The sequence below is a fragment of the Paraburkholderia sp. BL25I1N1 genome (assembly GCF_003002025.1).
Taxonomy (GTDB): Bacteria; Pseudomonadota; Gammaproteobacteria; order Burkholderiales; family Burkholderiaceae; genus Paraburkholderia.
Genome location: NZ_PVZB01000011.1, coordinates 20,187 through 41,133, shown reverse-complemented (window position 1 = coordinate 41,133; position 20,947 = coordinate 20,187). Strand labels below are relative to the sequence as shown.

Here is a 20,947-nt window from a genome sequence, read left to right as displayed (position 1 = left end):
AGAATTTCCGTCAAGGCGACAGACTGCGGAGCACAAGACTGGACAGTTGCGCAGGGGCGACCTTGGTGTAATCGAAGCTGTACTGCAGTAGCAATGGGTTGAGGTAGGGGCGCATCACCAGATAGATCGCCATCGCGGTCTCATCGAGAGGCGTTTTGCGCTCGAAGTCTCCGTTTTGTCTGCCCTCTTGCAGGACGTCCTGAAGCAGCTTCTGGATGCGCGCCTCGTACGAAACTACCGCCTGCCAGTTCTCCGTGGCAGCCGATGCGGCAATCTCGTAGAGCTTACGGTCCTGGAAAAAAAGCCGAAGGCTCGCGTCGGTGAATACGCTGAACATCCGCCGCAGCTTTTCTGGCGGCAGATCGGTCTGTGCGACGGCCGCCCTGACCTCGGTTTCGATCTCGTTCAGGCAGTTCGCGCAGATCATCTCGCCGATGGCCTGCTTGGACTCGAAGAACTTGTAGATGTAGGCCTTCGAAAAACCGATGGCTTTCGCGAGGTCGGAGACCGTCGTTTTCTCGTAGCCATACCGGCTGAAGTGCTCCGTGGCGGCGCCGACGATCTGGTCCCGCACTTCGTGGTCCGCTGGGCCGCGCGATGGGGTGGGAGGAGTGGTGGTGTTTTTCATGGGTATAGCATACAGGAGTAGACAACTAGTGACCATTTGGTATTATAGTCACATCTGGACCTCGCGAAGACGCTCATGCTACGTGTACACATCCTTGCCGCCGTCATGGCCGCCGGCCTCTCGGCAGGCTGCGCAGTAGGCCCCGATTATGTCCGGCCCAAGGTTGCCATGCCGGACCATTTCCAGGGCCAGGCCGCGGTGGATTACCGGCAAGCGGCGGCCAGTGCCGACCTTGTCACGTGGTGGACCGGCTTCGGCGATCCGCAACTTACACGATTCGTTACGCTCGCGCTGGAACAAAACCTGGACCTTGCGCAGGCCGCCGCTCGCGTCGCTCAGGCGCGCGCGGGCCTCGGGGCGGCGACTGCCGCGTTGCTGCCCTCCGGTAACGTCAGCGGCCAGGCGGCGAGAGTCTATCAATCTGTAGAGACCCCCTTGGGGCGGGTCCTGAATTCGACGCCCAATTTCGACCGTTACGGTAACGACTATGAGGCCAATTTCAACGCGAGCTGGGAACTGGACGTGTTCGGGGGACTGCGCCGCGGCCGGGAAGCGTCACTTGCCGAATATCAGGCTTCGGAAGCGGGCGCGGCGGCCACGCGCCTGGCTGTGGCGGCGGAGACTGCCGATATCTACATCACGATTCGTGGCTTGCAGGCTCGTCTGACGGTCGCCCGACGGCAGGTGCAGACGCAGCAGAATCTGCTTTCGACCATCAACCTCCTGTATAGCAAAGGATTGGCGGCCGACCTTCAGGTGAGCCAGGCTGAAGGTGCGCTATCGCAGGTTCAGGCATCCGTCCCGGTCCTCGAGGCGGGTCTGGATGCAGCGATGAACGCGCTGGATGTAATGCTGGGTTCACAGCCCGGCACGCATCGAGCCGAACTGGTCGACACTGGCGACATCCCGGTCGCCCCGCGCATCGCGGACACAGGATCCCCGGGAGAGCTGCTCAGGCGCCGGCCCGACCTGATCGTGGCCGAGCGTCGCCTGGCTGCATCGAACGCGCGCATCGGCGTGGCCGTCGCCGAGTATTACCCCAAGGTGTCGCTCAGTGGACTGCTCGGCAGCGCCACCTCGGTGGCCAGCGGCAACCTGTTCAGCACCGGCGCCAATCAGGCCGCCGGCGTGCTGGGGCTGCGCTGGCGTCTGTTCGATTTCGGCCGCATCAATGCGCAGGTCGAGCAGGCCAAGGGGCAGCAGGGGGAAATGCTGGCCGCGTATCGGCTCGCCGCGCTTCATGCAACCGAAGACGTCGAGAACTCGTTCTCGGCACTCGTCAAGCGGGAAGAAGAGGCCACGGTACTCGCGCAGGGAGTGAACTCGCTCGGCCGGGCGCGAGCCGCCTCCTTCGCGGCCTATCAAAAAGGCGTCGTCAGCCTGATCGAAGTCTTGCAGGCCGACGACAACCTGCTGCGCGCCTCCGATGAGCGGGTGCAGGCGCAAACGGAATCGGCACGCGCAGCGGTTGCCGCCTTCAAGGCGCTCGGCGGCGGATGGCAACCTCGCGAATCCGAAGCGGTCGCCGTCAAATAGCAACCCTACGCGCCCCACGATTTGCCGGTAGCGTGGATTCTGGCCATCGTTCTTTGCTATATGAGCGCTTTGCCGCATGCCACACAAACGAACGACGCGAGCCGAAAGTCGCGGGCGAACCCGGCGGCGCTTGCTCGACGCAGGAGCGTTGAGTATCACCGAAAAAGGGTTTGCCGCCACTAGCGTGGAGGATATCGCAGCCCAGGCCGGCTATAGCCGCGGCGCGTTCTACTCGAATTTCAGCAGCAAGAGCGAGCTATTCGTTGAACTGCTCCGGCTCGATCACCAGAACATGCAAGAAAGCTTGCAGAAGCTGCGAGACGCCGCACCGCCCGGCGAAAACCTGCAAGCACAGCTCACCTTGTTGTACGCGCAGTGCTATCGCGACAACAACAGCTGCATCATCTGGGCTGAGGCACGTTTGCATGCCATGCGTGATGCGAAATTCCGCCGACATGTGAACGCCCTATACCTGCAAAAGCACGAGATGGTCGCGTGCTTCCTTGAGCAGTTATGCAACCGCCTCAACATACAGTTGCCGGGTCCTTTCGCCGACCAGGCGCTCGGTGTTATCGCATTGATCGACGGCATCCTCTGCTTCAACATGACCATGCCCGATGGTCTGTTGGACGCTTCGGCCGAAGCAGAATCGCAGTGGTGATCCGACCGCGTCGCGAGACTCCGTGCTCGACCCATTTTCTGCGAGTTGAAACGTTGAAGGCCGCTGCAGATGTCAACGGCAATTGCGAGCAGCGATGGAGGCAACCTGCCGAGCGCCAGAGCAGATTTGGTTTGCAAAGAACCACCGCCGCCTGCTGCACCGCCGTGCAAATGCAGGCTCAGTGCGCGGGACAGGAAGCTGAAAACAAAACAAAACGCCCCGACGAAAAACCCGTCGGGGCGTCTTTATCAGCAGCCTCCGCCCTCACTCGCAGCGCACGCAGCCACTACGAATCAAGCGGACTCAAACCCGATCAACGCTGCGCGATCGGCTTCGCTTCACGCTGCGTGTCGCCGATGAACAACTGACGCGGACGGCCAATCTTCTGTTCCGGATCTGCAATCATTTCGTTCCACTGTGCAATCCAGCCGACCGTACGTGCCATCGCGAAGATACACGTGAACATCGACGTCGGGATGCCCAGCGCGCGCTGCACGATACCCGAGTAGAAATCGACGTTCGGGTACAGCTTGCGCGACACGAAGTATTCGTCTTCGAGCGCGATCTTTTCCAGCGCCATGGCCAGCTTGAACAGCGGGTCGTCGTGCAGACCCAGCTCTTCCAGCACTTCGTGGCAGGTTTCGCGCATCAGCTTCGCACGCGGGTCGTAGTTCTTGTAGACGCGGTGCCCGAAGCCCATCAGCTTCACGCCCGAGTTCTTGTCCTTCACCTGCTTGATGAACTCAGGAATGTTGTCGACCGAGCCGATTTCTTCCAGCATGTTCAATGCGGCTTCGTTCGCACCGCCGTGCGCCGGGCCCCACAGACACGCGATACCCGCTGCGATACACGCGAACGGGTTCGCGCCCGACGAACCGGCGAGACGCACGGTCGAGGTCGATGCATTCTGCTCGTGATCCGCGTGCAGGATCAGGATACGGTCCAGTGCGCGCACCAGCACGTCGTTGACCTTGTACTCTTCGCACGGGTTCGAGAACATCATGTGCATGAAGTTCGCGCTGTACGACAGGTCGTTCTTCGGGTACGCAAACGGCTGGCCGATGCTGTACTTGTACGCCATGGCGACCAGCGTCGGCAGCTTCGCGATCATGCGAATGGCCGACACTTCACGGTGACGCGGGTTGTTGATGTCGAGCGAGTCGTGATAGAACGCCGACAATGCGCCGACCGCGGCGACCAGAATCGCCATGGGGTGCGCGTCGCGACGGAAACCACGGAAGAAGAAGTGCATTTGCTCATGCACCATCGTGTGGTTCGTCACCGTCTTCACGAATTCGGCGTTCTGCTCCGCGTTCGGCAATTCGCCCTTCAGCAGCAGGTAGCAGGTTTCGAGGAAGTCGGCGTTCTGCGCCAGATTGTCGATCGGATAACCGCGATACAGCAGCTCGCCCTTGTCGCCGTCGATGTAGGTGATCGCCGAATTGCAAGCCGCCGTCGACATGAAGCCCGGGTCGTACGTGAACTTGCCGGTCTGGCCGTACAGTTTGCGGATGTCGATCACGTCCGGGCCGAGAGTGCCCTTGTAAATCGGCATTTCAACGCTCGGCGAATTGTCGCTGAACGATAGCGTGGCTTTAACATCTGACGGGGTCATAGCACATCCTCAATCGAAGTATGGAAACAGGGTTTCGATAATTGCACGCCTGGAACAACGGACAAGCTGCACTCAGAGCCGGTTATGCCGGTCAGGCATTCCGCAGCAGCTCCAGCACCCGGATTACATCCGGGTCGGCAAGGTCGCCTTCCGGTTCCTTGCGTACGAGCAGCAAGTCCATCAGGTCGTTATCGCTCAGCTCGAGCAGGCGCGTGAGGGCGCCCACATCTGCATCGCTGAGGTCATGCTCATATCGGCTGAAAAAACGCTCAAAGATCAGATCGTTTTCCAGCAGGCCCCGCCGCGCGCGCCAGCGAAGACGCGCGCGGCGGAGAGGGTCGGACTGATGCGATGTTGATTCCATCTCAGACAGCGCGGCGAACCATCAATTCCTTGATCTTGCCAATCGCCTTGGTCGGGTTCAGGCCCTTCGGGCAAACGTCGACACAGTTCATGATGGTATGGCAACGGAACAGACGGTACGGATCTTCCAGGTTGTCGAGCCGTTCGCCCGTCGCTTCGTCGCGGCTGTCCGCGATGAAACGATAGGCTTGCAGCAGGCCAGCCGGGCCGACGAACTTGTCCGGATTCCACCAGAAGCTCGGGCACGAAGTCGAGCAGCTAGCGCACAGAATACATTCGTACAGGCCGTCAAGCTCGTCGCGCTCTTCCGGCGACTGCAGACGCTCCTTCTCCGGCGGCGGCGTGTCGTTGATCAGGTACGGCTTGATCGAATGATACTGGTTGAAGAACTGCGTCATGTCGACGATCAGGTCGCGAATGACCGGCAGTCCCGGCAGCGGACGCAGCACGATCTTTTGCGGCAGATCGTTCATGTTCTGCAGGCAGGCCAGACCGTTCTTGCCGTTGATGTTCATGGCGTCCGAACCGCACACGCCTTCGCGGCACGAACGGCGGAACGACAGCGTCTCGTCAACTGCCTTCAACTTCAGCAGCGCGTCGAGCAGCATGCGTTCGTGCGAGTCGATCTCGATCTCGTACGTTTGCATGCGCGGCGCTGCGTCCTTGTCCGGGTCGTAGCGGTAAATTTCAAATGTACGCTTTGCCATTTCTGAATTCCTTTGACTTGTGCCTTAGAAGGTCCGCGCTTTCGGCGGAACCGATTCGACCGTCAGCGGTTGCATGTGAACCGGCTTGTAGTCGAGGCGATCGCCTTCGCTGAACCACAGCGTATGGCGCATCCAGTTTTCGTCGTCGCGGTGTTCGAAGTCGTTCTGCGCATGCGCGCCACGGCTTTCCTTACGCGCTTCGGCGGAAACCATCGTGGCGCGGGCCACTTCGATCAGGTTCGCCACTTCCAGCGCCTCGACGCGCGCCGTGTTGAACACCTTCGACTTGTCTTTCAGGTGGATGCTGTCGACGCGGTCAGCCACTTCGCGGATGCGCTCGACGCCCTCGGCCAGCAACGCCGAGGTGCGGAACACGCCGGCGTGTTTCTGCATCGTGCCGCGGATGTCGTTGGCAACCGATTGTGCGTACTCGCCCGAGGACGAGCTATCGAGCTTCGCCAGACGCGACAGCGCGAAATCAGCGGCGTCGGCCGGCAGCGGCTTGTGCTCCTTGATTTCCTTCACGTGCTTGACGATGTGGTTGCCGGCTGCGCGGCCGAACACCACCAGGTCGAGCAGCGAGTTCGTGCCGAGGCGGTTCGCGCCGTGCACCGACACGCACGAGCATTCGCCCACTGCGTAGAAACCGTTGACCGGCACTTCGTGACCCTTCGACGTGCCCACGACCTGGCCATGGATGTTCGTCGGAATACCACCCATCTGATAGTGGATGGTCGGCACGACCGGGATCGGCTCTTTAATGCAATCGACGTTCGCGAACTTCAGCGCGATTTCGCGGATCGACGGCAGACGCTTCATGATCGTCTCGGCGCCGATGTGCGACAGGTCGAGCAACACGTGATCCTTGTTCGGACCCACGCCGCGGCCTTCCTTGATTTCCTGGTCCATCGAGCGCGACACGAAGTCACGCGGCGCCAGATCCTTCAACGTAGGCGCGTAGCGTTCCATGAAACGCTCGCCGTTCGAGTTGCGCAGAATGCCGCCTTCGCCGCGCACGCCTTCGGTAATCAGCACGCCCGCGCCGGCCACGCCGGTGGGGTGGAACTGCCAGAATTCCATGTCTTGCAGCGCGATGCCCGAACGCGCCGCCATGCCCAGGCCGTCGCCGGTGTTGATGAACGCGTTGGTCGATGCCGCGAAGATCCGGCCCGCGCCGCCCGTGGCGAACAGCGTGGTCTTGCCTTCGAGAATGTAGACGTCGCCGGTTTCCATTTCCAGCGCGGTCACGCCGAGCACGTCGCCTTCGGCGTCGCGGATCAGATCCAGCGCCATCCATTCGACGAAGAACTGCGTCTTGGCCTCGACGTTTTGCTGATACAGCGTGTGCAGCAGCGCGTGACCGGTACGGTCAGCTGCGGCGCAAGCGCGTTGCACCGGCTTTTCACCGTAGTTCGCGGTGTGGCCGCCAAACGGGCGTTGATAGATCGTGCCGTCTGCGTTACGGTCGAACGGCATGCCGAAGTGTTCGAGTTCGTAGACGGCGTTCGGTGCTTCGCGGCACATGAACTCGATCGCGTCCTGGTCGCCGAGCCAGTCGGAACCCTTGATCGTGTCGTAGAAGTGGTAGTGCCAGTTGTCTTCGCTCATGTTGCCGAGCGATGCGCCGATGCCGCCTTGAGCAGCAACCGTGTGCGAACGCGTCGGGAACACCTTGGACAGCACGCAGACCGACAGACCGGCGCGCGCGAGTTGCAGCGAAGCGCGCATCCCCGAGCCGCCTGCGCCGACGATAACCACGTCAAACTTGCGACGCGGCAGAGAATTCTTGATTGCAGCCATTCTTTTACACTCTCCAGAGAATCTGCGCAGCGTAGCCCGCCGACGCGAGCAGCCAGACGATCGTCAGCGCTTGAAGCAACAGGCGGATGCCAACGGGCTTCACGTAGTCCATCCAGATGTCGCGGATACCCACCCACGCGTGATAGAACAGCGAAAGCAGCATGACGAACGTGGCAAGCTTCATCCATTGCGTGGCGAAGATCGACGCCCAGCCGTCGTACGAGAAATCGCGCGCGCCGAAGAACCAGGCGAGCAGGATGACGGTGTAGACGGCCATGATCGTGGCCGTGATGCGCTGCGCCAGCCAGTCGCGCAGACCGTAATGCGCGCCGACAACAAGACGCTTCGAACCGATTCGGTTATTTGATGACATTTTTTAGAATGCTCCGAACAGTTTTGCCGCGAATGCAATGGTGAGCAACGACGACACGACGAGAACGACGATGGAGGTCGACTTGCCCTTTTCCTTCGTCACTGCGTCGTGGTTCGTGTCCATCAGCAAGTGACGGACGCCGGCGCAGAAGTGAAACAGGAAGGCCCACGCGAGAACGAGCGTGATGAGCTTGACGATGATGTTGGAGAGGAAACCTTTGAAGACTTCGAAACTGAGTTCAGAAGTGAGGCTCTGATCGAAGAGGTACAGCAGGAACGGAAGAAAAACAAAAAGCAGACCACCGCTCAAGCGGTGCAAGATCGATACTCGCCCCGCTAGCGGTAGACGGTATGCCGTCAATATCTGCCCGATACCGATGTTCCGGAATTCCGGCCTCGGTTTTTTTACGGCTTCAGCCATGCTAGACCCCTACTATGTAGTCACACTAATCCGCAATTTTAGCGCCTTTTTATATCGCGCTGCAGCGAAAACCACGACAGGTCCGTTACAGCACGCGCGATAGAGGCGCCTTCAAACAGGCGCGCGTGTGGGACGCAGCGCCCTTATTCAGCCCGATTCAGCTTAGGTCGTTCTGATAGTAATACCCGGTTGTGACATACCAACCGCGGCGCACTTCAACTGGCCGGTCCCCATATGTATAGGACACGCGCTCGACCGATAGCAGCGGAAAACCCGCGGGCACATGCAGCAGATCGGCCACGGAAGGCTCGGCCGCGACCGCGCGGATCTTCTCCGTGGCGCGGATCATGCGGGTGCCGAACTCCGTCTCGAACATCGCGTAGAGGGGACCTTTATACTCCGACAGCCGCTCGAGCGTCAGGCCGCGGAACACGGCGCCCGGCAGCCAGATTTCGTCGAGTACCGTGACTTCGCCGTCGAACTGCAGCAAGCGCTTGATCAAGACGACGGGATCGGCCGGCTTCAGATCGAGTTGCCGGGCAATGTCCGCCGAAGCGCGCAAGCGCCGGCATTCGAGCAGACGGCTAACGTGCGGATGTTCCGCGCCGTCATCGGCCAGTAATCTGAGGAAGCGAAACTGGGCGCGGTCTTCGTTGTGCGTCGCAACAAACGTGCCCTTGCCCTGACGGCGCACCAGCAGGTTGTCGGCGGCAAGTTCGTCGATCGCTTTACGCACCGTTCCCTGACTGACCTTGTATCTGGCCGCCAATTCGACTTCACTAGGAATGATCTCGCCCGGCTTCCACTCGCCGCTTTCCAGGCTCTGCGTGATCAACCCTTTGATCTGCTGATACAAGGGGCTGAAAGTGGGCGATGCGGCCGTAGACGCAGCGGGTACACCCTCACCCGCCACCCCTTGGCCGCTCGGATTCGTGGTGTTCGCCGGGTTCGAATTCATGCGCGCATTTCATCATAAAGGGCTAGGTCGCGTCTAGGGTTTTCCCCGCAACAGATATGTCTTATATAAGACATAAGATAATGTTGACTTTGCCTCTGACGACTCCTACACTCCTTGTCGAGCAAGGGTTTGCGGGATTTTCGGCGGCTGTTTGATGCAGCGCCGCGACGCGCCGGCAGCCACTCTGCACCATGCTGTTCCCACGCAGTTCAGGTTTCGATTTCGCCGCCATTCGCTGGTCAGACGCTTGCCGAAACGCGCTGTTTGCAGGAGCCCGCACCGTGCAGCGGCTACCCGGCGCCTCGTATTCCCGCTCCCATGCTGTAGTTCAGGTTTCCGGCATGGCGGTCTCGCCGCAACACGCCGCTCGGCCTCGGCAGATTTCGAGGCAGTCCGCGACAGTGAATTCCGCCGTGTTTCATAACGCTTCGCTGAACGCGCATATAGAATGGCGTTTTCCCTAGCGTCTAACGCATCGTCCTGGAGATTTCTCAATGGCTAAGCCCGCAAAGCGCGTTGCCGTCACCGGCGCCGCAGGTCAAATCGCTTACTCCCTGCTGTTCCGCATCGCCAATGGCGATCTGCTCGGCAAGGATCAGCCGGTGGTCCTGCAACTGCTCGACCTGCCGCAAGCGCAAGGCGCCGTCAAAGGCGTCGTGATGGAACTGGATGATTGCGCATTCCCGCTGCTGTCGGGCGTCGTAATCACCGACGACCCCAAGGTTGCATTCAAGGATGCAGACGTCGCCCTGCTGGTCGGCGCGCGTCCGCGTTCGAAAGGCATGGAGCGTAAAGACCTGCTGTCGGCCAACGCCGAAATCTTCACGGTTCAGGGCAAGGCGCTGAACGAAGTCGCGAGCCGCGACGTGAAGGTGCTGGTGGTCGGCAACCCGGCCAACACGAACGCTTACATCGCCATGAAGTCGGCGCCGGATCTGCCGAAGAAGAACTTCACCGCCATGCTGCGTCTGGACCACAACCGCGCGCTGTCGCAACTGGCCGCGAAGTCGGGCAAGCCGGTCGCGTCGATCGAAAAGCTGGCTGTGTGGGGCAACCACTCGCCGACCATGTACCCGGACTTCCGCTTTGCAACGGCAGAAGGTCAAGACCTGACCAAGCTGATCAACGACGACGAGTGGAACCGCAACACGTTCATCCCGACCGTCGGCAAGCGTGGCGCAGCGATCATCGAAGCGCGCGGCCTGTCGTCGGCAGCGTCGGCGGCTAACGCGGCGATCGACCACGTGCGTGACTGGGTGCTCGGCACGAACGGCAAGTGGGTCACCATGGGTATTCCGTCGGACGGTTCGTACGGCATTCCGGAAGACATCATCTACGGTGTGCCCGTCACGTGCGAAAACGGCGAGTACAAGCGCGTCGAAGGTCTCGAAATCGACGCGTTCTCGCGCGAAAAGATGGACGGCACGCTGAACGAACTGCTGGAAGAGCGCGAAGGCGTTCAACATCTGCTCGGCTAAGCGGCTGAGCAGACGAACCGGAACTCGTGAGAGAACGCCAGGCTGTCCCCGGGGGCCTGGCGCGAAGCGAGAGTCTCGCGCGGCGCTTACCGGCGCCGCCGTGGCGGGTTCCGGTTATTTACATGCGAATGCTGCTATTCGCATCTGATCCGAGCGCGTTTTGCGCAGTTACCGCGATGGTCCGGCAGAGCGCGCCCGAATCGGATTTCTCCAAACCAAACATTACCCACGCTCCTGACGCCGAGAATGCGCGCCCTCACACCCGCCGAAGTGCTGTTTGACGGCGAAGTGCCGCCCGCCATGCTGCCTGCCTGCGATCACTACGCCGGCAGTGAAAAGCTGATGCTGAAATCGTTGGCCTTGCAGCAGCAGCTGGGCGCCGTATTCGACATCACGCTCGATTGCGAAGACGGCGCGCAGGTCGGCCGCGAAGCGGAGCACGCGGAGCTGGTCGCGTCGTTGCTGGGCAGCGAGCATGACCACTTCGGCCGCGTCGGCGTGCGGATTCACGACTTCGATCACGCGCACTGGCGCGACGACGTCCGTCTCATTCTCCGTGCCGCGAAGCGAGCGCCTGCTTACATCACCCTGCCGAAAATCCGCAACGTCCCCGATGCCGCCGAAATGGTCGCATTCATCGAGGCGACGCGGCGCGAACTCGGGATCGCGCAACCGGTGCCGGTGCAATTGCTGGTCGAAACGCACGGCGCGCTGACACGCGTGTTCGATCTGGCCGCGCTGCCCGGCGTGGAAGCGCTAAGCTTCGGCCTGATGGACTTCGTCTCCGCGCACAACGGCGCGATTCCCGATACCGCCATGCGCTCGCCCGGCCAGTTCGATCATCCGCTGGTGCAGCGCGCGAAGCTTGAAATCTCGGCTGCCTGCCATGCATACGGCAAAGTGCCTTCGCATAACGTCAGCACGGAGGTGCGCGACATGAGCGTGGTCGCCAACGACGCCGCGCGCGCCCGCAACGAGTTCGGCTATACGCGCATGTGGAGCATCCATCCGGCGCAGATCGAAGCAATCGTCGCCGCGTTCGCGCCGCGCGACGAAGAGATCGCCACCGCCACCGAAATCCTGCTCGCCGCCCAGTCCGCGCAGTGGGGCCCGACGCGCCATCACGACACGTTGCACGACCGCGCGAGCTATCGGTACTACTGGTCGGTGCTGCGTCGAGCGCAAGCGACGGGACGCGCCGTCCCGCAAGACGCCGCGCCGCTCTTCGCGAAAGTGGGCACTGACGTTCCAGCAGGGTCATAAGCGTGAAAGCCGCTGCGGCAATCGGCGCGGCTGTTGTGAGCGGTCTATCCACACGCCGTGAGGCAGTCGAAACAGCCCTCTGTGTGGCGCTGCGCGAGACGGGCGTTGAACGCACAGATCAATCAGAAGCATCGAGCAGGCACAAAGGAGATTGCGGGAGATGAGCGAAACGACGCAAACCGCTGGTGCACAAGGCGGCGACCAATCCCAAAGCGGCTTCAAACCGAAGAAATCCGTCGCCCTGTCCGGCGTGACAGCGGGCAACACGGCCCTCTGCACGGTCGGCAAGACCGGCAACGACCTGCACTACCGCGGCTACGACATTCTGGATATCGCGAGCGCCTGCGAATTCGAAGAAATCGCGTACCTGCTCGTGCACGAAAAGCTGCCGACCCAGGCCGAACTGACCGCGTACAAAACGAAGCTGAAGGCGCTGCGCGGTCTGCCCGCCAACGTCAAGGCCGCGCTCGAATGGATCCCGGCCGCCGCGCATCCGATGGACGTGATGCGCACCGGCGTGTCGGTGCTCGGCACCGTGCTGCCGGAGAAAGACGATCACAACCTGCCGGGCGCGCGCGACATCGCCGACAAGCTGATGGCCTCGCTCGGTTCGATGCTGCTCTACTGGTATCACTACTCGCACAACGGCAAGCGCATCGAGGTGGAAACCGACGACGACTCGATCGGCGGCCACTTCCTGCATCTGCTGCACGGCGCGGAGCCGTCGAAGGCTTGGGTCGACGCGATGCATGTGTCACTGAACCTGTACGCGGAGCACGAATTCAACGCATCGACCTTCACCGGCCGCGTGATCGCCGGCACGGGCTCGGACATCTATTCGGCGATCACCGGCGCGATCGGTGCGCTGCGCGGACCGAAGCACGGCGGCGCCAATGAAGTCGCGTTCGAGATCCAGTCGCGCTACCAGACGCCGGACGAAGCCGAAGCGGACATCAGAAAGCGCGTCGAGAACAAGGAAGTGGTGATCGGTTTCGGCCACCCGGTGTACACGATCTCCGATCCGCGCAACAAGGTCATCAAGGAAATCGCCAAAAAGCTCTCGAAGGAAGCCGGCAACAGCAAGCTGTTCAATATCGCCGAGCGGCTGGAGTCGGTGATGTGGGAGGCGAAGAAGATGTTCCCGAATCTGGACTGGTTTAGCGCGGTCTCGTATCACATGATGGGCGTGCCCACGGCAATGTTCACGCCGCTCTTCGTGATCGCGCGCACGGCCGGCTGGAGCGCGCACATCATCGAGCAGCGCGTCGACAACAAGATCATCCGTCCGAGCGCGAACTACACCGGACCCGAGAATTTGAAGTACCTGCCGCTAAATAGGAGAAAATAGCGGTCGCTGTGCGCTTTCAAAGCGCGTGCAGTTCAACCACGCGGTCGCCAGGACCGGTAGCCCGCGGAATGTTTAACTGAAACTAGATAGAAAGGTTTTCTCTATGAAAAAGCTGATGATCGCCGCCGTGATTGGCGCCCTGTCCACGACGATGCTGTCCGTCGCGACTGACGCCGTCGCGCAAACGGCGACCACCACGAAGCCGGTTGCCAAGGCTACTGCAAAGCGCCCGCAACCGAAACGCCTGATCAAGCGCAAAGCGAACCCGGCCAAGGAAGCGAAGGTCGATCCGGTGCCGGATGGCGCGGAAAAGTGGTCGTGCAACGAAGGCCTGGCTTTCGAATTGAAGGGTGACATGAAGCGTGACCAGATCGTCACGGTTCACTGGGCTAACAAAAATTACAATCTGCCGCGCGAAGCGACCACCACGGGCGCGGACCGCTTCCACGACGCCGCAACCGGCATGGACCTGGTCGTGATCCCGACGAAGGCAATGTTGTTCTCGGACAAGGACAGCTCGCGTCTGGCCGACGAATGCAAGACGGCAGCCATGGCGCAAGGCGCGCCGGCTCCGACGCAATCGAACGCGATCGACAAGACCAGCAACTAAATATCGTCATCAGGAAAGCTCCCCGATGTCCGCTCCGATTTCCAACGTGCGACCCGCTCCGGACCCAGTCCTGACCGATATCGTCGACTACGTTCTGGATTATCAGGTCGACAGCACGCTCGCGCTGGAAACCGCGCGTCACTGCCTGATCGATACGCTCGGCTGCGGACTCGAGGCGCTCACCTACCCGGCCTGCACCAAGCTGATGGGACCGATCGTGCCGGGCACGATCGTCCCCAACGGCGCGAAGGTGCCGGGCACGTCGTTCCAGTTGGACCCGGTTCAGGCCGCCTTCAATATCGGCGCCATGATCCGCTGGCTGGACTTTAACGACACCTGGCTTGCCGCCGAATGGGGGCATCCGTCGGATAACCTCGGCGGAATTCTGGCGACGGCCGACTGGCTCTCGCGCAGCGCCATCGCAGCGGGCAAAACGCCGCTGGCGATGAAAGACGTGTTGATCGCCATGATCAAGGCGCACGAAATTCAAGGCTGTATCGCGCTCGAAAACTCCTTCAACAAGGTTGGGCTCGATCATGTATTGCTGGTGAAGCTGGCGTCGACCGCGGTGGTCGGCCAGCTGATCGGCCTCACGCGCGACGAACTGATCAACGCGGTGTCGCAGGCGTTTGTCGATGGGCACGCGCTGCGCACGTACCGCCACGCGCCGAATACTGGCTCGCGCAAGTCGTGGGCGGCGGGCGACGCGACCTCGCGCGCCGTGCGTCTCGCGCTAATCGCGAAGACCGGCGAGATGGGCTATCCGTCGGTGCTGACCGCGAAGACCTGGGGCTTTTACGACGTGCTCTTCAAGGGCAACGCATTCAAGTTCCAGCGTCCGTACGGTTCGTACGTGATGGAAAACGTGCTCTTCAAGATTTCTTTTCCGGCAGAATTCCATGCGCAAACGGCGGTGGAAGCCGCCATGAAGTTGCATGAGCAACTCGCCGCGGCGGGAAAGCGCGTGGAAGACATCCGCAAGATCACGATCCGCACGCACGAGGCCGCGATTCGCATCATCGATAAAAAAGGTCCGCTGAACAATCCGGCCGACCGCGATCATTGCATTCAGTACATGATCGCTGTGCCGCTGATCCACGGCCGCCTGACGGCCGCGGATTATGAAGATTCGATCGCGCAGGACGCTCGCATCGATGTGCTGCGCGCGAAAATGGAATGCGTCGAAGACGCGCAATTCACGCAGGATTACCACGATCCGGAGAAGCGTTCGATCGCCAATGCACTGACGATCGAATTCAACGACGGCTCGACATTCGACGAGGTCGTAGTCGAATACCCGATCGGTCATAAGCGTCGTCGCGAAGAAGGCATACCGTTGCTGGTCGAGAAGTTCAGGACCAACCTCGCGCGCCGCTTTCCGGTCAAGCAACAACTGGCGATTCTCGACGTGTCGCTCGATCAGGCAAGGCTCGAAGCCATGCCGGTCAATGAATACGTCGATCTTTACGTCATCTAGTTATGTACTGTAGTTCCGCGATCAAACCAAGGAAAACACCATGGCCCACAACCTCCACAAAACGCTCAAGGAATTCGACAGCGGTTCCGGCAAAGGCAAGTTCTACTCCCTGCCGCAACTCGGCAAGGCGCTGAACATCAAGATCGACCGCCTGCCGGTTTCGATCCGAATCGTGCTGGAATCGGTGCTGCGTAACTACGACGGCAAGAAAATCGCCGAAGAACACATCGAGCAACTCGCCAACTGGAAGCCGACCGCAGCGCGCGTCGACGAAATCCCGTTCGTCGTGTCGCGCGTCGTGCTGCAAGACTTTACCGGCGTGCCGCTGCTCGCCGACATCGCGGCAATGCGCGGTGTCGCGAAACACATGGGCAAGAATCCGAAGTCGATCGAACCGCTGGTCCCGGTCGATCTGGTCGTCGATCACTCGGTGCAGATCGATCACTTCCGCGAAAAGAACGCGCTCGACCTGAACATGAAACTGGAATTCCAGCGCAACAACGAGCGCTACCAGTTCATGAAGTGGGGCATGCAGGCATTCGACACGTTCAAGGTCGTGCCGCCGGGCGTCGGTATCGTTCACCAGGTGAACCTGGAATACCTCGCACGCGGCGTGCACAAGAAGGCTGAAGGCGCGGACACGGTCTACTACCCGGATTCGCTGGTCGGCACGGACAGCCACACCACCATGATCAACGGCATCGGCGTGGTGGGCTGGGGCGTGGGCGGTATCGAGGCGGAAGCCGGCATGCTCGGCCAGCCGGTGTACTTCCTGACGCCGGACGTGGTCGGCGTCGAACTGAAGGGCAAGCTGCGCGAAGGCCTGACGGCGACCGACCTGGTTCTGACCGTCACCGAACTGCTGCGCAAGGAAAAGGTGGTCGGCAAGTTCGTCGAATTCTTCGGCGAAGGCACGGCATCGCTGTCGCTGCCCGACCGCGCGACGATCGGCAACATGGCGCCGGAGTACGGCGCAACCATGGGCTTCTTCCCGGTCGACGAAAAGACGATCGACTATTTCAAGGGCACGGGCCGCACCGACGCCGAAATCGCCGCCTTCGAAAACTATTTCAAGGCGCAAGGTCTGTTCGGTATTCCGAAGGCTGGCCAGATCGACTACACCAAGGTCGTCACGCTGGATCTCGGCACGGTGACGCCGTCGCTGGCAGGTCCGAAGCGCCCGCAAGACCGTATCGAAATCGGTCACGTCAAGTCGACCTTCAGCGACCTGTTCTCGAAGCCGGTGGCGGAAAATGGCTTCGCGAAGAAGGCCGACGAACTCGAAGCGCAATACACCACGAGCAACGGCGTCGACGTGAAGAACGGCGACATCCTGATCGCGGCTATTACGTCGTGCACGAACACCTCGAACCCGAGCGTGCTGCTGGCCGCCGGCCTGCTGGCGAAGAAGGCTGTCGAAGCCGGCCTCACGGTCGCGCCGCACATCAAGACCTCGCTGGCGCCGGGATCGCGCATCGTCACGGAATACCTGACGAAGACCGACTTGATGAAGTACCTCGACAAGCTCGGCTTCACGCTGGCCGCTTACGGTTGCACGACCTGTATCGGCAACGCGGGCGATCTGACGCCGGAACTGAACGAAGCGATCACGAAGAACGACATCGTCGCGGCAGCGGTGCTGTCGGGCAACCGTAACTTCGAAGCGCGCATTCACCCGAACATCCGCGCCAACTTCCTGGCCTCGCCGCCGCTGGTCGTCGCTTATGCGATCGCCGGCAACATCACGCGCGACCTGATGACCGAACCGGTCGGCAAGGGCAAGGGCGGCAAGGACATCTACCTGGGCGACATCTGGCCGACCAGCGAAGAAGTCAACGAACTGCTCAAGTTCGCGCTGGACGCCGACGCGTTCCGCAAGAACTACTCGGCGCTGACCAAGAAGGGCGATCTGTGGAGCAAGATCGAGGGCGAAGAAGGTCAAGTCTACGACTGGCCGAAGTCGACCTACATCGCGGAGCCGCCGTTCTTCGGCAAGGACTTCTCGATGACGCCGGCCGACAGCATCGCCGCCGTCAAAGATGCACGCGCGCTGGGCATCTTCGGCGACTCGGTCACGACCGACCACATCAGCCCCGCTGGTTCGATCAAGGAAGACTCGCCGGCAGGCAAGTGGCTGAAGGAAAACGGCGTGCAGAAGGCCGATTTCAACAGCTACGGCTCGCGTCGCGGCAACCATGACGTGATGATGCGCGGCACGTTCGCGAACGTCCGCATCAAGAACCTGATGATCCCGACGAAGCCAGACGGCTCGCGCGTGGAAGGCGGCCTGACGATTCACCAGCCGGACGGCGAACAAATGTCGATCTACGACGCAGCGATGAAGTACATCGACGCCGGCACGCCGACCGTCGTGTTCGCGGGCGAAGAGTACGGCACGGGCTCGTCGCGTGACTGGGCTGCGAAGGGTACGCAACTGCTGGGCGTGAAAGCCGTGGTCGCACGCAGCTTCGAACGGATCCACCGTTCGAACCTGGTCGGCATGGGCGTTCTGCCGCTGCAGTTCATGGGCTCGGATAGCGTGCAATCGCTCGGCATCACCGGCGAAGAAACGTACGACATCGAAGGCCTGGGCGCGGACTTCAAGCCGCAACAGGAAGTGACGCTGGTGATCCGCGACAAGGACGGCAAGGAAAAGCGCGTGCAGGTGCTGCTGCGTATCGACACGCCGATCGAAGTCGACTACTACAAGCACGGCGGGATTCTGCCGTTCGTGCTGCGTTCGCTGCTGGCTGCTTGAGGTCTTTGCTTACCTGAGTAGTCGCTACGAGCTGTTTTGCAGGAGCTGCGTCCTTTGGAGGACGCAGCTGACTTTGAAGCCCGACCGGTGGTCGGGCTTTTTTTTGGCTGCTTACTTTTGGGCGCGGCCTGTCTGGAAGGCGTCGGGGCTGTCGGTGATGCGGCGCTGGGTCATGTGGGCGTTCCAGTCGGTGTCGCCTGGCGTGGTTGCGCCGACGCGCGTTGTGATGTTTGAACGACGCTGTTGTGCCGCCCAGTCGCGTAGCGCTGCGTGCTCGGCAGCGTCGGTTGCGGACGTGGGGCGTTCGGGCTGCTCAGTCCATGCGGTCCGTTCTGTCCGTTCAGACTGTTTCGACGCGGAAGGCTGCGTGGCAGGGTTAGTCGCGCGGCTGAGTACGAGACGTTTGTCGATTTGCAGTTTGCTGAGGCGTGCGATTGGCGCCTGGTAATGGGCCGTTGCGAGTCCGATCGGCGCCATGTGCCGTATGGACACGCGGCCGGTTGGCCGAGGCACGAGGTGTTCGACGTGTTGTGGCTTCGGCGTGCCGCGAACAGTCGTGTCACGTATCGCGTCGGATGACTTGGGAGCGCCGGGAGCAGCCGTTGACTTCGGCCCCGCGCTAGCGGCCGATGGCGCGCTCCGCGTGGTCGTCCCGGCGAATTCGGCCGACGGTTGCGCCGGTTTAGCTTGCTCTTGCGGACGAATAGCTGTCGCACTGCTGTCCGTCGACGCGACCGATTGTGTTTTTGCGCTGGCGGCGGCGGTCGGCCCGTCGGCATCATGCGTCGTACAGGTAACCAGCAACCAGGCCAGCGCGATGCTACAGCTCGCGAAAATTGCCGCGCCGAGGAGGTGATCGGATCGGGTCGAACTCGGACGCGCTCCGCCCATCCCAAGGTAGTACCGGGCTTCGGCCAACTGCTCCTCAAAACGATGCGAATGGTCGGGTTGCCGCGGCAACTTGTAAAGAAAGAGAACCTTGGCGCCGGGTGGAACCGGCCCACGACTCGCTGGCGACGCCGAACGCCGCATCGCATTCTGAATCGCCTGTTGCGCGGCGACGTGTGCAGCGGGTTGCGGTTCACGTCGCGCCGCAGTCCGCGCCTGACGACGCCACGAACCGAAAGGCGGCGGCAGGGCGTCGAAGGGCCGCAGACTCGGAAGCGCCAGATCGCCTTCGATCAAGGCAAGCGGTCGGTTCATTGTGAGCTGCTCCGGAAGGCGCGGGACGTGGCTTCAAGTTGCGCAACGAGGGTTCTGGCGCGCGCAGTTAGCGTGTCGATTGCCCCGGCGCCCTGTTCCGGCGGCGACAAGCTCGCGCGCTGCAACGCGTCCATCAAACTATGCGCGCCGACGAGCGCCACTGCTCCGCTCAGGCGATGCAGCACACTATGGAAATGGTCGAAGTCGCCATCACGAGGTAACGCGTCGAGGCGCGCAAGGTCGTCATTCATTGCTTGACGCCAGTGGTTGATAAACGCGTTGAGGTCGACGCCCTCTTCGGACAACGCGTCCAGGAAACGCGTTTCAAAGGGCTCAAAAGGAACGCTTGATGAGCTGTCCGATGACTGCGCGACGCGGGCAAAAAAAGACACCGGTGTGTTGCCGTTAGCCATTTCTACGGATAACTCCCGTTGTTCGACGGTGAACGGCGCGTTGAAGATCGCGCGCGTTCGTCGCTCTGTCTTTGAAGACAAATACGCAGGAATCCGCGGACGCCGAATCCAGTAGATCGCTTATCGTTTGGTTTCCTATGCACCGAGCGGAGCGAGACAGGCACACCGTTTTCATAGCCGCGAACCTACTCGACCAACCGGTGCAAAGTCGCGAACTCAATGAGTCCTGCCAACGACGTCAGGCCGAGTTTCTCCTGGATACGACTCTTGTATGTGCTGACGGTTTTATCGCTGATAAACAGGGCGTCTCCAATCGCCTTGTTCGACATGCCTTTTGAAAGCATCTGCAAAATCACCAGCTCTTTATCCGACAGCAAACCGATTCTCGCCTCCTCGCCTCCCCGGCCATCGACGAGCGCAATACCGCCGCCGTGCTTCGTCACCGGGAACACGGTGTAGCCGGCGAGCACCGCTTCGACGCCGCGCATGATTTCCTTCATCTCCTGCGACTTGCCGACAAAACCGTGGACACCCGAGCGCATCGCACGCGGCGCGAACGTGGCCGGATCTTGCCCAGACAAGACCATTAGGCGGATCGGCGGATGAACGAGTTTGAGACGTGGAATCACATCGAGTCCACTGATGCGCGGAATGTCGAGATCCAGTATGGCGAGCTCCGGAGTATGGATTCGGGCCATATCTTTTTGACATGCAAACGTTACGGTCGGTTACCACAATGCCGCCGACCGTGCCTTCTAAGAATCTGAAGCGACCGTAACATTACACTCGGCAGCACTATAGTTTTTTTGCATGCACTGCGCTGCGAGCCCTCGATGAGGACGCTCTTTCGCAGCAGCTTCTCGTCTTGCAAGCACCCGGCTCCAACGCCGGAAATGTCCACCCAACGTGTGATGAGACGCGGGCGCCAACCGACGCACACGCGCGCGAGCGCTTCCTCATCATCGAAGCATGAAGTTCGGGTCCATCAGTTCATGGACCTCGCATCCGAGAGCGACCGCCAACTTGGCAAGAGTCTCAATTGATGCGTTGCGCTCCCCTCGCTCCAGGCCGCCGATGTAAGTTCGATGAAGGCCGACTAACGCTCCAAGCTGCTCTTGCTTAAGCCCTCTATACGCACGGGCGCTACGTAAGTTTGCTGCCAAAACTGCTCGTGCTCGAGCAGCGGACTGCTCTAAAGCGGATGTATTCATTGTGTCCTTGACATTCCGTTACACCCAGGATACTTTACAAATACTTTTTGATACTTATAGTCATCATGAAGTAATGAAAGAGTCCCCTATAGACTTTTTCAGACTGAAACTTTGTGCCATGAATT

At 60.9% G+C, this 20,947-nt stretch carries 19 protein-coding genes and 1 pseudogene; 8 read left to right on the top strand and 12 right to left on the bottom strand.

Annotation, left to right across the window (positions count from 1 at the left end; all coding sequences use genetic code 11):
* Positions 1–10: 10 nt before the first annotated feature.
* Positions 11–628, bottom strand: coding sequence for a TetR/AcrR family transcriptional regulator (locus tag B0G73_RS17565; RefSeq protein ID WP_106282593.1), 618 nt, complete (start codon positions 626–628; stop codon positions 11–13).
* A gap of 75 nt (positions 629–703) precedes the next feature.
* Between B0G73_RS17565 and B0G73_RS17560 the strand changes: the two genes are divergently transcribed.
* Both B0G73_RS17560 and B0G73_RS17555 read left to right on the top strand, forming a co-directional pair.
* Positions 704–2,164 (top strand): efflux transporter outer membrane subunit, encoded by a 1,461-nt coding sequence (locus B0G73_RS17560; protein WP_106282592.1) that lies wholly within the window; start codon positions 704–706, stop codon positions 2,162–2,164.
* Between the two features lie 76 nt (positions 2,165–2,240).
* A complete protein-coding gene (locus B0G73_RS17555; protein WP_106282591.1) occupies positions 2,241–2,825 on the top strand; it encodes a TetR/AcrR family transcriptional regulator in 585 nt (194 codons plus the stop codon).
* Positions 2,826–3,138: 313 nt separating this feature from the next.
* On the opposite strand, the gene gltA is transcribed toward B0G73_RS17555, so the two are convergent.
* The 7 genes from gltA to B0G73_RS17520 form a co-directional block, all read right to left on the bottom strand.
* A complete protein-coding gene (gltA, locus tag B0G73_RS17550) occupies positions 3,139–4,440 on the bottom strand; it encodes a citrate synthase (protein ID WP_012428642.1) in 1,302 nt (433 codons plus the stop codon).
* Positions 4,441–4,531: 91 nt separating this feature from the next.
* Positions 4,532–4,804 (bottom strand): succinate dehydrogenase assembly factor 2, encoded by a 273-nt coding sequence (locus tag B0G73_RS17545; RefSeq protein ID WP_106282590.1) that lies wholly within the window; start codon positions 4,802–4,804, stop codon positions 4,532–4,534.
* A 1-nt stretch (position 4,805) separates the two neighbouring features.
* Positions 4,806–5,510, bottom strand: a complete 705-nt coding sequence (locus B0G73_RS17540; protein ID WP_012428644.1) for a succinate dehydrogenase iron-sulfur subunit — start codon at positions 5,508–5,510, stop codon at positions 4,806–4,808.
* A gap of 24 nt (positions 5,511–5,534) precedes the next feature.
* Positions 5,535–7,310, bottom strand: a complete 1,776-nt coding sequence (gene sdhA / locus B0G73_RS17535) for a succinate dehydrogenase flavoprotein subunit (RefSeq protein ID WP_106282589.1) — start codon at positions 7,308–7,310, stop codon at positions 5,535–5,537.
* A 4-nt stretch (positions 7,311–7,314) separates the two neighbouring features.
* Positions 7,315–7,683 carry a succinate dehydrogenase, hydrophobic membrane anchor protein gene (gene sdhD, locus B0G73_RS17530; RefSeq protein ID WP_106282588.1) on the bottom strand — a complete coding sequence of 123 codons (369 nt, stop codon included), beginning with the start codon at positions 7,681–7,683 and terminating at the stop codon, positions 7,315–7,317.
* 3 nt (positions 7,684–7,686) lie between these two features.
* Entirely contained in the window at positions 7,687–8,103 is a 417-nt protein-coding gene (sdhC, locus tag B0G73_RS17525) for a succinate dehydrogenase, cytochrome b556 subunit (RefSeq protein ID WP_106282587.1), read from the bottom strand.
* Positions 8,104–8,260: 157 nt separating this feature from the next.
* Complete coding sequence (locus tag B0G73_RS17520) at positions 8,261–9,061, bottom strand: GntR family transcriptional regulator (RefSeq protein ID WP_106282586.1); 801 nt, start codon at positions 9,059–9,061, stop codon at positions 8,261–8,263.
* A gap of 494 nt (positions 9,062–9,555) precedes the next feature.
* On the opposite strand from B0G73_RS17520, the gene B0G73_RS17515 reads away from it, so the two are divergent.
* The 6 genes from B0G73_RS17515 to acnA all read left to right on the top strand — a co-directional run bounded on the left by B0G73_RS17515 (position 9,556) and on the right by acnA (position 17,995).
* Entirely contained in the window at positions 9,556–10,539 is a 984-nt protein-coding gene (locus B0G73_RS17515) for a malate dehydrogenase (protein WP_106282585.1), read from the top strand.
* Positions 10,540–10,785: 246 nt separating this feature from the next.
* Positions 10,786–11,802: a CoA ester lyase gene (locus B0G73_RS17510; protein WP_106282584.1), complete on the top strand. Its 1,017-nt coding sequence runs from the start codon at positions 10,786–10,788 to the stop codon at positions 11,800–11,802.
* A 160-nt stretch (positions 11,803–11,962) separates the two neighbouring features.
* Positions 11,963–13,150: a 2-methylcitrate synthase gene (gene prpC / locus B0G73_RS17505; RefSeq protein ID WP_106282583.1), complete on the top strand. Its 1,188-nt coding sequence runs from the start codon at positions 11,963–11,965 to the stop codon at positions 13,148–13,150.
* Between the two features lie 103 nt (positions 13,151–13,253).
* Positions 13,254–13,760: a hypothetical protein gene (locus tag B0G73_RS17500; protein WP_106282582.1), complete on the top strand. Its 507-nt coding sequence runs from the start codon at positions 13,254–13,256 to the stop codon at positions 13,758–13,760.
* Between the two features lie 25 nt (positions 13,761–13,785).
* Positions 13,786–15,237, top strand: a complete 1,452-nt coding sequence (locus tag B0G73_RS17495; RefSeq protein ID WP_106282581.1) for a bifunctional 2-methylcitrate dehydratase/aconitate hydratase — start codon at positions 13,786–13,788, stop codon at positions 15,235–15,237.
* Positions 15,238–15,277: 40 nt separating this feature from the next.
* The gene (gene acnA / locus B0G73_RS17490) at positions 15,278–17,995 is read left to right on the top strand and encodes an aconitate hydratase AcnA (protein ID WP_106282580.1); all 2,718 of its coding nucleotides are present in this window, start codon (positions 15,278–15,280) and stop codon (positions 17,993–17,995) included.
* A 111-nt stretch (positions 17,996–18,106) separates the two neighbouring features.
* Here the strand turns inward: acnA and B0G73_RS41245 are convergent, their stop codons facing one another.
* The 4 genes and pseudogenes from B0G73_RS41245 to B0G73_RS17470 form a co-directional block, all read right to left on the bottom strand.
* Positions 18,107–18,472, bottom strand: coding sequence for a hypothetical protein (locus B0G73_RS41245; protein ID WP_258193348.1), 366 nt, complete (start codon positions 18,470–18,472; stop codon positions 18,107–18,109).
* 722 nt (positions 18,473–19,194) lie between these two features.
* On the bottom strand, positions 19,195–19,611 hold the full coding sequence (locus B0G73_RS17480) for a hypothetical protein (RefSeq protein ID WP_106282578.1): 417 nt from the start codon (positions 19,609–19,611) through the stop codon (positions 19,195–19,197).
* 185 nt (positions 19,612–19,796) lie between these two features.
* A pseudogene (locus tag B0G73_RS17475) lies at positions 19,797–20,312 on the bottom strand (LuxR C-terminal-related transcriptional regulator); the annotation flags it as partial.
* Between the two features lie 258 nt (positions 20,313–20,570).
* Positions 20,571–20,822 carry a helix-turn-helix transcriptional regulator gene (locus B0G73_RS17470; protein ID WP_106282576.1) on the bottom strand — a complete coding sequence of 84 codons (252 nt, stop codon included), beginning with the start codon at positions 20,820–20,822 and terminating at the stop codon, positions 20,571–20,573.
* Between the last annotated feature and the right edge of the window lie 125 nt (positions 20,823–20,947).

Excerpts from the sequence above, each read along its gene's own strand:
- B0G73_RS17565 (WP_106282593.1), bottom strand. The coding sequence starts at position 628 with ATGAAAAACACCACCACTCCTCCCACCCCATCGCGCGGCCCAGCGGAC.
- B0G73_RS17495 (WP_106282581.1), top strand. The coding sequence starts at position 13,786 with ATGTCCGCTCCGATTTCCAACGTGCGACCCGCTCCGGACCCAGTCCTG.
- B0G73_RS17480 (WP_106282578.1), bottom strand. The coding sequence starts at position 19,611 with ATGGCTAACGGCAACACACCGGTGTCTTTTTTTGCCCGCGTCGCGCAG.
- prpC (WP_106282583.1), top strand. The coding sequence starts at position 11,963 with ATGAGCGAAACGACGCAAACCGCTGGTGCACAAGGCGGCGACCAATCC.
- sdhC (WP_106282587.1), bottom strand. The coding sequence starts at position 8,103 with ATGGCTGAAGCCGTAAAAAAACCGAGGCCGGAATTCCGGAACATCGGT.
- B0G73_RS17545 (WP_106282590.1), bottom strand. The coding sequence starts at position 4,804 with ATGGAATCAACATCGCATCAGTCCGACCCTCTCCGCCGCGCGCGTCTT.
- B0G73_RS17515 (WP_106282585.1), top strand. The coding sequence starts at position 9,556 with ATGGCTAAGCCCGCAAAGCGCGTTGCCGTCACCGGCGCCGCAGGTCAA.
- sdhA (WP_106282589.1), bottom strand. The coding sequence starts at position 7,310 with ATGGCTGCAATCAAGAATTCTCTGCCGCGTCGCAAGTTTGACGTGGTT.
- B0G73_RS17520 (WP_106282586.1), bottom strand. The coding sequence starts at position 9,061 with ATGAATTCGAACCCGGCGAACACCACGAATCCGAGCGGCCAAGGGGTG.
- B0G73_RS17500 (WP_106282582.1), top strand. The coding sequence starts at position 13,254 with ATGAAAAAGCTGATGATCGCCGCCGTGATTGGCGCCCTGTCCACGACG.
- gltA (WP_012428642.1), bottom strand. The coding sequence starts at position 4,440 with ATGACCCCGTCAGATGTTAAAGCCACGCTATCGTTCAGCGACAATTCG.
- acnA (WP_106282580.1), top strand. The coding sequence starts at position 15,278 with ATGGCCCACAACCTCCACAAAACGCTCAAGGAATTCGACAGCGGTTCC.
- sdhD (WP_106282588.1), bottom strand. The coding sequence starts at position 7,683 with ATGTCATCAAATAACCGAATCGGTTCGAAGCGTCTTGTTGTCGGCGCG.
- B0G73_RS17555 (WP_106282591.1), top strand. The coding sequence starts at position 2,241 with ATGCCACACAAACGAACGACGCGAGCCGAAAGTCGCGGGCGAACCCGG.
- B0G73_RS17540 (WP_012428644.1), bottom strand. The coding sequence starts at position 5,510 with ATGGCAAAGCGTACATTTGAAATTTACCGCTACGACCCGGACAAGGAC.
- B0G73_RS41245 (WP_258193348.1), bottom strand. The coding sequence starts at position 18,472 with ATGGCGCCGATCGGACTCGCAACGGCCCATTACCAGGCGCCAATCGCA.
- B0G73_RS17510 (WP_106282584.1), top strand. The coding sequence starts at position 10,786 with ATGCGCGCCCTCACACCCGCCGAAGTGCTGTTTGACGGCGAAGTGCCG.
- B0G73_RS17470 (WP_106282576.1), bottom strand. The coding sequence starts at position 20,822 with ATGAATACATCCGCTTTAGAGCAGTCCGCTGCTCGAGCACGAGCAGTT.
- B0G73_RS17560 (WP_106282592.1), top strand. The coding sequence starts at position 704 with ATGCTACGTGTACACATCCTTGCCGCCGTCATGGCCGCCGGCCTCTCG.